Below are 10683 nucleotides of genomic sequence, written 5' to 3'. Positions count from 1 at the left end.
CTTGATCCGGCATTCCGGTCTACAGCCAGCATTTTTGTGAACCAAGACGCCTACAACTGGTTAGATACGTTGCAAGACAATAACGGTCAATTCTTATTGCAGCCGTCTCTTGAATCGCCATCCGGTCGTCAACTATTCGGATTGCCGGTTGTAATCGTATCGAACAAGGTGATGCCTTCTCGTGTTGATAGCGGAACAGGGGCAGAATTCGCTCCGATTATCGTTGGAGACCTTGAAGAAGGCGTTGTTCTGTTCGACCGCCAACAAACCGAAATCATGTCGTCTGATGTGGCGATGGACGCCTTCCAAACAGATGTGACGCTTTGGAGAGCGATTGAACGTATGGAAGTAAAAATGCGCGACAATGAAGCGTTTGTATTCGGCGAAGTTCAACTGCCGCAATAAGAGGGGTGATAAGCCCCTCTTTTCTTTCGAAGGAGGGATAACATGAAGGTTAAAGCTCTAATGGATTGTAAAGGCGTTGGCTACGACTTGAAAAAAGACGAGGAAGCTGATTTGCCTAAACATTTGGTAGAACTTCTCGTTCGGTTCGGCTACGTTGAGAAAATAGAGAAGTCGAAAAAAGAGAGTGATAAATAGTGATTGTCACTTTAGAAGAAGCAAAAGAGTGGCTGAAGGTAGATTTTAGTGATGATGATGCTACCATACAAAGATTAATTAACGCGGCAGAGAAGTATCTTAAAAACGCCACTGGTAAAACATTTGACAGTTCTAACGAACTAGCGCAACTATTCTGCTTTGTCTTGATTGCAGATTGGTACGAAAATCGGGAGCTTGTCGGAAGAGTGTCTGACCAAGTAAGGCCGATCATACAAAGTATTCTAACGCAATTGTCATACGCATATGACAGTGATTCGGCATGAATCCGGGGAGATTGAAGCATCGGATTGAAATCCAAGAAAAGAAAACCATAAAAGACCCGGTGACGAAACTTCCTACTGAAACATTTGTCACTGTCTATTCATGCTGGGCAGAAATCGAACAGCCAACAGGAAGACGTTTTTTTGAAGCAGCGGTGGCTCATTTAGAATACGCGGTATTTTTTCATATTCGATACCGTGAAGGAATCAAGCCAGGGATGTATGTCAAATTCGGTGATACAACCTATTTGATTGAACAGGTTCGCCCGGACCTGCACAGGAAACGAACGACGACCCTCCAATGCAAGGAGGTGGTTTAATGCCAGCATCTTTCGAGGTTGAAGGATTGGCGCAGATTCAGAAAAGAATCGAAAAACTTGGCAAACAAGGTCGGAGAATCGAAAACGATGCGATTCAAGCTGGCGCCAAAATAGTAGCTGAACGAATGAGAAGAGAAGTGCCAGTTTCTAATATCGACCACCTTCACATTAGAGACGATATTCACGTCTCAAAAACCAAAAGGCAACAAGGGATAGCATATGCCGAAGTCGGCCCCGGTCAAGAAACAGCGTGGAGAGCGCGTTTTTTGGAGTTTGGTACTGTGAAAATGGCACCGAGACCATTCATCAGCAAAGCTGGCGAATTATCAAGGAACAAGGCGCTTGAAGCGATCAAACAGGAATTGAGAAAGGGGCTGGGATTATGATCGATATGGAAGTCCCGGTCATCACCGCATTAGAGCCGTTAGTTGACGGCAAGGTGTTTCGTTGGGTTGTGCCCGATGAGTATATCGACCAATACCCATATATCCGGGTAATCGAGATTGACAACACGGATGAAGATTATCGGGACAACAAAGCGATTGCCTCTGATATTATCATACAGATTGATTTGTGGGCAGAAGGCGATCCGGTTCCACTCCTAACACAGATTGACAACGTGATGAAGTCTTTAGAATTCAAGCGGATATTTGTGACGACGGAATTTGATGAACAAACCGGAGTGATTCGGAAGATCATGAGATACAAAACAACCAAGCTAAAGGAGGAATAAAGCATGGCAATTGTAGGTTTGCAAGATATTGTATATGCGAAATTGATTAAAGACGATAAGACTGGCGTTCAATACGAGGAAGTAAAACCGTTTGCTCCGGCTATTACCGCACAGGTTGAAACAGCGCAGGAATCGGCTACCCAATACGCTGACAACGGTCCGATTGCAGTTATTACACAAACAGGCGAAACTACTTTGACGCTTACGGTTGATGAAATTCCGTTGGATGTACTAGCCGACATTCTTGGCTACGAACTGAAAAACGGCGTCTTGATTTACAAGCAAGACGTTGTGCCGCCGTATGTCGCGCTTGGGTTCAAAGGAAATAAATCGAGCGGCGGCATGCGGTATGTATGGCTGTATAAAGGGCGTTTCTCTGTTCCGTCTGATGAATGGAACACAAAAACGGATTCGCCTGAATTCCAAAACCAAGAAATCACTGGAACATTTGTAAGACGTGATTACGATAAAGTGTTTAAAGTCACTGCCGATACAGATATTCCAGAATTCGCTCCTTACATGGACACGTTCTTTGATTCTGTATTTGACTTGTCTGTGTTAGATGGCACAGGATCGTAATGAGCCGGATTTTTATCCGGCTTTTTTTACATAAAACATTAGGAGGGAAAGATAATGGAAATCACTTTGAAGATTAATGGTGAGGATAAAACGTTTGTTCAAGAGTTTATCCCATTGAAGATGTACCGAAAGGCACTAGAGGTGGAAAAATACGCACAATCCAAAAATGTAGACGAGGAAAAATTGTTTGATAAACGCCTCAATTTGATTGTGGAGGCGTTCGGCAAACAATTTACGAAAGATGAACTAGAAAACGGTCTAAATGCAATCGACCATCAGAAAGTCTTTTATAACGTTATTGGCGTTGGGATTTTAGGTTATCCGCCTTTAGATGAACAGGAAAGCGTGGGAAAGCTGCTAAAAGAACTAATGGAAAAAGAAGAACAATCGAAGAAATGATTGAAGATGTGAAGGAAATGTATCTTTTTCTGATAGATAAAAAGGGATGGACACCTGCCCAAATTGACGAAATTGACATTCATTACTTTATGGAATTGATGGAGTATCGAGAAAAATTGAATGATCCAAAAGAAATAAGAAAACGGAAATGGAAGAATCAAAAAGTTGTCCCGATTGATGCGGTGTTTTAAGAAGGGAGGTGCGATAAATGGCCGAAGAAACTCTCGGAAGTTTAGTCGTCCGTGTTGGATTGGATGGTGCCGATTTTAATAAAGGATTAAAAAATATTAATGCACGGATGCAGTTGGCGCGCAGCGAACTGAAAGCTATTGCTTCCCAGTTCGATGACTTCGGAAAGACGGTTGATAGCTTACGCGCAAAGCAAGACAACTTAGCCAAAATTTATCAACTGCAAGGTCAGCGCGTTCAACAGCTAAAGAAACAATATGACGAATTAGTGAAAGCGCACGGGGCTGAATCTGAGGCGGCGTTAAATGCAGGGAAACGTTTAAACAACGCAATCGCGTACTATAACAAGTTAGGGAAAGAATTAGAGAGCGTCCGCGAAGAATTACAAGAACTCGAAAAACAAGCAGCTTATCAATCGTCTGTATGGGGAAAAGCAGAAAAGGCTTTATCGTCTTTTCAGCAAAAAGCGAATAGCACGAGCGAGACGCTAAAAACAATCGGAGAAAATTTAACAGCGAAAGTATCAGCTCCATTGGCTACACTCGGTGGATTTGCTCTAAAAACAGCTGCTGATTTCCAAAAATCGCACAGAAAGATGCAAGCGGCGCTCGGATTGACCGCCGAGCAAACCAAAGAACTTTACAACGTTGCGATCAGCGTGTGGCGTGAAGGGTTCGGGGAAAGTCTTGATGATGTAACACATGCCATCACCCGCGCCTACCAAACGATGGGCAATCTGCCAAAAGAAGAGATGGAATATGTCACCAAAGCAGCGCTGACATTGGCCGAGGTGTTCGACGCTGATGTGGCTGAATCGACAAGAGCTGCTGCACAATTGATGCAACAGTTTGGTGTTTCCGGTACGGAAGCGATGGACATGATTACAGTGGCATTCCAGCGAGGCGGAGATTATTCCAATGAGTTGCTGGATACGATCAGCGAATATTCCACTCAATTTGCAAACCTAGGATTCTCCGCCGAACAGATGATGGGAATGCTTATCTCAGGTGCCGAAAGTGGCATATGGTCAATGGATAAGCTTGCAGATTCTGTGAAGGAAAGCTTTTTACAAATTACTGATGGTTCAGAAAATACGAAAGAAGCATTGAAAGAATTAGGTCTTGATTATAACCAAATAACATCTGATATTCAATCAGGTGGAGATAAAGCAAACGCTGCATTTATGGCGGTCATGGTTGCTTTATCAAAAGTTAAGAATGAAGCTGATCGTAACAGACTTGCCATTGAATTAATGGGAACACCATTAGAAGACCTTGGTCCTCAATATCAAGCTTTCTTTGCCCAAGTAGGAGAAGGATTGACAGATTTTGAAGGAGCGGCAAAAGATGCAGGCGAGACAATCCGAGACAGTTTTGGAACACGGGTTCAGAAAATTTTAAGAAGGTTATCAGAGGCATTGGTTCCCCTTGGTGAAGTGATGTTGGATACAATTGAACCCGCGATAGAAAGTGCTTCCGATGCCATTGAAAAGTTCACAGCTTGGCTGGAAGGATTGTCGCCTGCTGGACAAAAAGCAGTTGTCGGTTTGCTTGCAATGGTTGCGGCAGCTGGCCCTTTAGGGATTGCATTTAGCTTCATGTCTAAAGGGTTGGGGTCAATCTTTGGATTGATCGCCGGGAACATCAAACGGTTTGGCCAGCTGAAAACAAGCATGGCACAAACAGCGCAAAACGCTGACCTTTTCAACAAAAGCGCAGGTACAGCTGTAACATCACTTAAAAATGTCGCTTCAGGCGCAACCAATACTGCTGGAAAATTTACTTCGTTTGGCGGTAGGATTTTAGGAGCCGTCAAAAACCTAGGAAGTTTATCAAAAATCGCCGGCATTGCTCGTCTGGGGTTGGGCGCGCTTGGCGGACCGATGGGATTGTTGGCGACGGTTGGCATTCCTTTGTTAATTCAAGGCGGGACGAAGTTATATAAACATTTAAAAGAAGAAAGCATACCGGCTATCAAAGATTTTGGGGACAAGGTTTCAGATTCTACCACGAAATCAGTTTTGGCATACAAAAAATTAAATGATGAAGCGACTGCACAATTGAATTATTTATTATGGTCTGGGAAAACAATTTCTCAAGATATTTACGATTCGTTGACGGGTATTTTTGGCCAAATGGGCGATCAAATCTCGCAAAGTTTAAAGCAAGATTTTGATGAAAGTTATAAGCATTTGAGCACGTTTTTAGCCAACAGCAAAACATTGACGGCACAAGAGCAACAAGAGATTCTAAACAACGTTAAAGTCAAACACGACGAGCAACAAAAAGCGGTTCAAGAGTCTCAAAATCGCATTAAACAGATACTCGAAACAGCAAGAAAAGAAAAACGAGCGCTAACCGAAGCAGAGAAAAACGAAATCAACCGGATTCAACAGCAAATGATGACAACGGCAGTGCAGACGATGTCCAAAAGTGAAGTTGAACAAAAATTGATATTAGGACGTTTAAGAAATGAAACTCGTAATATTACTGCACAACAAGCAGCAGAAACGGTAAGAAACAGTCTAAAAGCAAAAGAAGGGGCCGTCAAAGAGGCAAACGACAAATATAAAAAGGTCAAACGAGCTATCGAATATGAACGGGATGTTACTGGTAGTATTAGTGCTCAACAAGCAAATAAATTGATAAAAGAAGCGAAACGGCAACGTGACGAAGCAGTGGCAAAAGCAGAAGATATGCACAAAAAAGTAGTAGAACATGCGAAAAAACAAGCAAAAGGACAAGTCGATGAAATTGATTGGAGTACCGGACAAGTATTGACCAAGTGGGACAAAATGGTTCGTGGCGTTGCAAAAGCGGTCAATGCGATTAGCAGCGGGATCAACTGGGTGCTAGATAAAATTGGAGTACCTAAGAAGTATCAAATTCCGATGTGGAAACCAAAAGGATACGCTAAAGGTACTCCATCCAGCGGTCATCCGGGCGGTCCTGCTATTGTCGGAGAAAAAGGGCCAGAGCTGGCTTATATCCCTGGATACGGGACGACATTACTTGGCACAAAAGGGCCCGAACTGCATCCGAACTTGCCGAGAGGAACCGCCGTTTTGCCAAACAAAGAAACGGAACGACTGCTTAAATCGTATGGATTCCCCGGATATGCCAACGGGGTCGGCGACTTCTTCAGTTTGGCATTGTCCGGCGCTGATAAACTGATGAACAAAGTTTGGAAAATGTTTAAACCGTCCATTTCCGGGGTAGGCGGTACATTGAAAACATTAGGCGATGGTATCCTTTCTTTCTTGAAAGACAAATCGCTTGATTTCATTAAGGATAAAATTGATGAGTTTTTCAGTTTTGATGGCGCAGCAGGAAACAAAAATGTAAGGGCTTGGATTGCAACAGCGGTTCGTATTACTGGTGTACCTACTTCTTGGATCAATCCACTTGTTACAATCGCCATGCATGAATCCGGCGGGAATCCAAGGGCGATCAACTTATGGGACAGCAACGCAAAAAGAGGGCAAGCATCGCGCGGTTTGATGCAAACCATTCCAGCAACATTTAACGCTTATAAACTTCCGGGTTTGGACGACATTTGGAATCCGATCCATAACGCAGTTGCGGCAATTCGATATATCATCGACCGATACGGGACAGTGTTTAATGTTCCGGGCATTCGGAACTTAATGAGAGGACTGCGATATGTTGGTTATGCGAAGGGAACCAACTATCATCCGGGCGGTTGGGCGATGGTTGGTGAGGAAGGTGAAGAACTTGCCTACATCCCGCGGAAAGGATTGGCTTTGGTTGGTGTAGGCGGGCCGACTTTAATGCGCTTGCCAGCCGGAACATCCGTGCTTCCACATGATGAAACAAAGAAATTTTTGAGTTTGTGGATTCCTGGATACGCCAAAGGTGTAGGCGAATTCCCGATAGAGTTTAGATCGAACCGAACAACAAGAACAAAAGAAACACCGCCTGTTATCAATATTACTTTGAATTACCAAGGAAGAGGATCGGAGGAAGATGCCTACCGCATGCTTGATATTATCGAACGCGAGCTTGGAAATCGTATTAATACAAGATTACGCATGAGTGGGGTGAAGGTATGATTATTGAACGATTAGACGGAACAGTGATCGAAACGGAAGACTATGGAATTACATTATTGACCCATTCCATATCCTCACCTTCTCCCCGTTTAGTTACGGAAGAAATCGAAGGGCGAGACGGATATATCGAAGTGGATGTAACTTATGGCGGCCGAACCATTCGGGCCGCTTTTCTTATGGAAGCGAAAGATAGGCAAGACTTTCCGTTGCTACGAAATGAAGTGTTTCGCATCTTTGCGACGAAAGAATTGTTCTATTTTCATGAACCAAACCAAAAGCGGCGTTGGCTCGTGCGAGCGAATAACTTTGACATTGAAAAATTCCCGCCGATTTACGGCAGGTTTGAAGTGGAATTTACGGCGCCGAATCCATACGCCGAATCCATCGGAACCACCCTAGACCCGTTCACGTTTGACGCGGAGCTTTGGCAAATCGGGCAGGGGTTGATTGAAGCTGATGATCTGAAATACGTACACAATACGCCGTCGTTTTGTATTTACAATGCCGGTGATATTGACATTGACCCGCGTGTGTTACCGTTAAAAATCGAATTCACAGGAGCGTCTACGAATCTAACGATCACCAATCAAACAACGGGTGATTCTTGGCAATACACGGGAACGACAGTTGACGGCGACACAATCACACTAGATGGTGTTCGGTCACTAAAAAACGGGTCAAGCATTTTCGGACAGACAAACAGAAAATTAATCACATTGAAATCAGGATGGAACGACTTCACCATAACGGGAGCAACGGGAGCTTTTACTATCTCGTTTGACTTCCGTTTTTATTATTTATAACAAGGACGGTGATGCAGCATGTCGATGAAATATCCATACCGTGATTTAGGAGTTCCATTCGACCGCAATTTTAGAAATGACCTCAATGCTAACTTTGATGATATTGAGGCGGATATAAAAGAAGTACAAAACGACCTCAACGCAAAAGATAGCGCGGCGCATGCACGTATGACACAGATTGAAAACGACAGTATTGAACGAGATAATGACCTCGATGCACGTATCGATAATATCGTCGCAAACACAGGAAGTTCCAATACCGAAATCGTGGACGCTCGGTATGATTCCATTAATAATGTGACACATCCGACATTAAAAGATCGTTTGGATGATACATCTAATAAAATTGGAATTTTATCAACCGCTGATGACGTTCTATTTCAAAATGATCGTTCAATCTTTTTAGAAATTGACAAGTACAAAAAATTACGTTTTCAGCAAGGAGTCGCAACAATAACAGGTGTGAATTCGAACGGGTATTTTCGAGATAATGAGCCGTTTGTACAAGTGACATTAACGGGATATGCACAAATCAACGCGCCGAACTATGCGGTGGTTATTGACGTTATTTCATCGAACGGCGATTATGGGCAGTTGATTGTGTATGACAAAACGCAGAATGGGTTTAAAGTGAAAATGACAGGTAGTGCGAGCAGTGTCACATTTATGTGGACGCTACTCAATCCGCTGGTGGCATAGGAGGGGATGTGAATGATTATCACTCATTTAAACAGCGGACGGAAGGTAGAGTTTACGCTTGAGGGAACGACACTAAATATTGGTAGCTTGTCGATCGATCTGCAAGAGAGACAGGGTGATGTGCAACGTGTGATTGACGTATGCCTTGACACGACATATACAACTGTGCAAGAAGGTGTGGGGGCTTGGTATGTAGCGACAATTATTATTCCACCACGAGAATATCAGCTTGTGAAAAACGATAACGGCGAAACAAGCATTGTTCCGATGTCTTTAAATATGTCGAAAGTCGAAATTCGCTTGTGGGCATTACCGGAAGGAGTTGAGATGTAATGGCTTTTGTTGTATCGGTGAAAGATTCATTGCGCCAAGCCGTGGAATCCGCCACAGGCGGAAAAAACACGGTCATGTATGATGACAAAGGAAATCCGTCTATCATGGTTTGCATTCCTAAATTCAACTTATCAGATGTCATCAACGGGGCGCCTAACGTTCCGCACCCGGCATTTATTGTAAACGGAGTAGTGAAAAGCGAAATCTGGATTTCGAAATATCAAAATATCGTGCATGACGGACGCGCATACTCTATTCCTTTCCAAGATCCGAAGACATCTGTGACATATGATCAAGCAAAACAATATTGTGCAGCAAAAGGTTCAGGTTGGCATCTTATGACGAATGCTGAATGGGCAGCTATTGCCCTCTGGTGCAAGAAAAACGGGTTTATGCCTCGAGGAAATAACAACTATGGCAAGGATATTTCTGCTCCACATGAAAGAGGAAAAGTGACGTATCAATCAAGTGGACAGGATGCTCGTGTCGCAACAGGTTCTGGACCTGCCAGCTGGTCGCACGATGGAACGAATGAAGGTATTTTCGACCTCAACGGGAACGTATGGGAATGGGTCGATGGATTAAAATTGATCGACGGGAAAATTTATGTTCACCAGGACAACAATTACAATACGCCAGAAGGACCGCGCGTAGTCGATCAATGGGTCGACACAGGCGTATATTTCGATAACACGACAGCAGGAGATGCAAACACAACAGATCGTGATGTAGGCGGCGATCCTGTCTTGGGAGCAGAAAGAACAAATCCGATGTTTACGACTGATCCGAGTTCAGATGCTTACTACGGGTATAGCTATACGACCTTTGAAACGTTGGGAGCTAAATCCGGCTTCACGGTTCCAGATCTATTGAAGCATCTCGCTATTGCTCCTATCGACGCGAACCATGGCGGAGACGGTATCTGGGTGCGTAACTACGGTGAGCGCCTTCCGATTCGCGGCGGCTACTGGGCCGACGGGTCGGATGCTGGTGTCTTCGCGCTGAACCTGTCGCACGCTCGTACGAGCTCGGGTACCTACCTCGGTTTCCGCTCCGCGTACATCGCGCCGTAATCTGGAATCTGAGAAACATATACTGGCTGTATAAAATGACGCTTTCATCCAAAGGATAGGGGCTATTTTACATCCTCTATCCTTTTTCTATTCCCATGAAAGGGGTGAACCCATGCTCGTTGTTACGAGTTTACAGGGGCAGACCGATCCACTACCCGATATAAACGGTGTAGAGGTTGCGGAACAGGTGAACGGCGAATATTCCTTGTCATTCGTCTGTTTCAATACAAAAAACAATGAACACGCCTATCCCCTCGTGCAAGAAGAAGCAACCGTCGAACTAGACGGTCACGAATTCCGTATTAAACAGATGACGGAAGTGCGCGACCGTAAAGAAGTACACGCGCAACATATTTTCTTTGACTTGGTTGACCACTATCAAGAAGGGACATATGGCGGTACACATACGCTAGACGAGTTCGTGCAATACGCACTCAACGGCACGGGCTGGACATTTGAAAATGTCGATGTCACCGAATCGGCGTTTATCCCGAATTTCGGAGAAGGAAACGTCGTTGCGCTCATCCGTCAAATTTGCGATGCATTCGGTTGTGAGTATCAAATCATGCCGGGCAGGCATTTGCGCTTCATGAAACAAATAG

General features: G+C 44.1%; 15 protein-coding genes. All 15 read left to right on the top strand.

What is annotated here, in order from left to right; genetic code table 11:
• On the top strand, positions 1-405 hold a 405-nt coding region (locus BM278_RS16835; RefSeq protein WP_090952121.1), incomplete at its 5' end, for a phage major capsid protein.
• 42 nt (positions 406-447) lie between these two features.
• Entirely contained in the window at positions 448-600 is a 153-nt protein-coding gene (locus tag BM278_RS18955; protein ID WP_167359672.1) for a hypothetical protein, read from the top strand.
• Complete coding sequence (locus BM278_RS16830; protein ID WP_090952118.1) at positions 600-884, top strand: head-tail connector protein; 285 nt, start codon at positions 600-602, stop codon at positions 882-884. The genes BM278_RS18955 and BM278_RS16830 overlap by 1 nt, the downstream gene beginning before the upstream one ends.
• A gap of 11 nt (positions 885-895) precedes the next feature.
• Entirely contained in the window at positions 896-1201 is a 306-nt protein-coding gene (locus BM278_RS16825) for a phage head closure protein (protein WP_060476202.1), read from the top strand.
• Entirely contained in the window at positions 1201-1587 is a 387-nt protein-coding gene (locus BM278_RS16820) for an HK97-gp10 family putative phage morphogenesis protein (RefSeq protein WP_167359671.1), read from the top strand. Before BM278_RS16825 ends, BM278_RS16820 begins: the two co-directional genes overlap by 1 nt.
• Before the next feature lie 5 nt (positions 1588-1592).
• A complete protein-coding gene (locus BM278_RS16815; RefSeq protein ID WP_143093482.1) occupies positions 1593-1934 on the top strand; it encodes a hypothetical protein in 342 nt (113 codons plus the stop codon).
• Between the two features lie 3 nt (positions 1935-1937).
• The gene (locus tag BM278_RS16810) at positions 1938-2513 is read left to right on the top strand and encodes a major tail protein (RefSeq protein WP_060476199.1); all 576 of its coding nucleotides are present in this window, start codon (positions 1938-1940) and stop codon (positions 2511-2513) included.
• Positions 2514-2567: 54 nt separating this feature from the next.
• Complete coding sequence (gpG, locus tag BM278_RS16805; RefSeq protein ID WP_060476198.1) at positions 2568-2912, top strand: phage tail assembly chaperone G; 345 nt, start codon at positions 2568-2570, stop codon at positions 2910-2912.
• A 17-nt stretch (positions 2913-2929) separates the two neighbouring features.
• Positions 2930-3103: a hypothetical protein gene (locus tag BM278_RS18950; RefSeq protein ID WP_167359670.1), complete on the top strand. Its 174-nt coding sequence runs from the start codon at positions 2930-2932 to the stop codon at positions 3101-3103.
• A gap of 17 nt (positions 3104-3120) precedes the next feature.
• Positions 3121-7173: a phage tail tape measure protein gene (locus BM278_RS16795; protein ID WP_090952109.1), complete on the top strand. Its 4053-nt coding sequence runs from the start codon at positions 3121-3123 to the stop codon at positions 7171-7173.
• Complete coding sequence (locus BM278_RS16790; RefSeq protein ID WP_090952106.1) at positions 7170-7976, top strand: phage tail family protein; 807 nt, start codon at positions 7170-7172, stop codon at positions 7974-7976. The genes BM278_RS16795 and BM278_RS16790 overlap by 4 nt, the downstream gene beginning before the upstream one ends.
• Before the next feature lie 18 nt (positions 7977-7994).
• On the top strand, positions 7995-8675 hold the full coding sequence (locus BM278_RS16785; protein WP_090952103.1) for a hypothetical protein: 681 nt from the start codon (positions 7995-7997) through the stop codon (positions 8673-8675).
• Between the two features lie 12 nt (positions 8676-8687).
• Positions 8688-9008 carry a hypothetical protein gene (locus BM278_RS16780; protein ID WP_090952100.1) on the top strand — a complete coding sequence of 107 codons (321 nt, stop codon included), beginning with the start codon at positions 8688-8690 and terminating at the stop codon, positions 9006-9008.
• Entirely contained in the window at positions 9008-10081 is a 1074-nt protein-coding gene (locus BM278_RS16775; protein ID WP_090952097.1) for an SUMF1/EgtB/PvdO family nonheme iron enzyme, read from the top strand. Before BM278_RS16780 ends, BM278_RS16775 begins: the two co-directional genes overlap by 1 nt.
• A 112-nt stretch (positions 10082-10193) precedes the next feature.
• Positions 10194-10683 (top strand): prophage endopeptidase tail family protein (locus BM278_RS16770; RefSeq protein ID WP_208601832.1); only part of this gene is annotated, 490 nt, incomplete at its 3' end.

Source organism: Parageobacillus thermantarcticus, from assembly GCF_900111865.1.
Taxonomy (GTDB): domain Bacteria; phylum Bacillota; class Bacilli; order Bacillales; family Anoxybacillaceae; genus Parageobacillus; species Parageobacillus thermantarcticus.
This window is presented reverse-complemented; position numbering and strand designations above follow the sequence as displayed.

Excerpts from the sequence above, each read along its gene's own strand:
- BM278_RS18955 (WP_167359672.1), top strand. The coding sequence starts at position 448 with ATGAAGGTTAAAGCTCTAATGGATTGTAAAGGCGTTGGCTACGACTTG.
- BM278_RS16820 (WP_167359671.1), top strand. The coding sequence starts at position 1,201 with ATGCCAGCATCTTTCGAGGTTGAAGGATTGGCGCAGATTCAGAAAAGA.
- BM278_RS16815 (WP_143093482.1), top strand. The coding sequence starts at position 1,593 with ATGGAAGTCCCGGTCATCACCGCATTAGAGCCGTTAGTTGACGGCAAG.
- BM278_RS16810 (WP_060476199.1), top strand. The coding sequence starts at position 1,938 with ATGGCAATTGTAGGTTTGCAAGATATTGTATATGCGAAATTGATTAAA.
- gpG (WP_060476198.1), top strand. The coding sequence starts at position 2,568 with ATGGAAATCACTTTGAAGATTAATGGTGAGGATAAAACGTTTGTTCAA.
- BM278_RS18950 (WP_167359670.1), top strand. The coding sequence starts at position 2,930 with ATGTATCTTTTTCTGATAGATAAAAAGGGATGGACACCTGCCCAAATT.
- BM278_RS16795 (WP_090952109.1), top strand. The coding sequence starts at position 3,121 with ATGGCCGAAGAAACTCTCGGAAGTTTAGTCGTCCGTGTTGGATTGGAT.
- BM278_RS16790 (WP_090952106.1), top strand. The coding sequence starts at position 7,170 with ATGATTATTGAACGATTAGACGGAACAGTGATCGAAACGGAAGACTAT.
- BM278_RS16785 (WP_090952103.1), top strand. The coding sequence starts at position 7,995 with ATGTCGATGAAATATCCATACCGTGATTTAGGAGTTCCATTCGACCGC.
- BM278_RS16780 (WP_090952100.1), top strand. The coding sequence starts at position 8,688 with ATGATTATCACTCATTTAAACAGCGGACGGAAGGTAGAGTTTACGCTT.
- BM278_RS16775 (WP_090952097.1), top strand. The coding sequence starts at position 9,008 with ATGGCTTTTGTTGTATCGGTGAAAGATTCATTGCGCCAAGCCGTGGAA.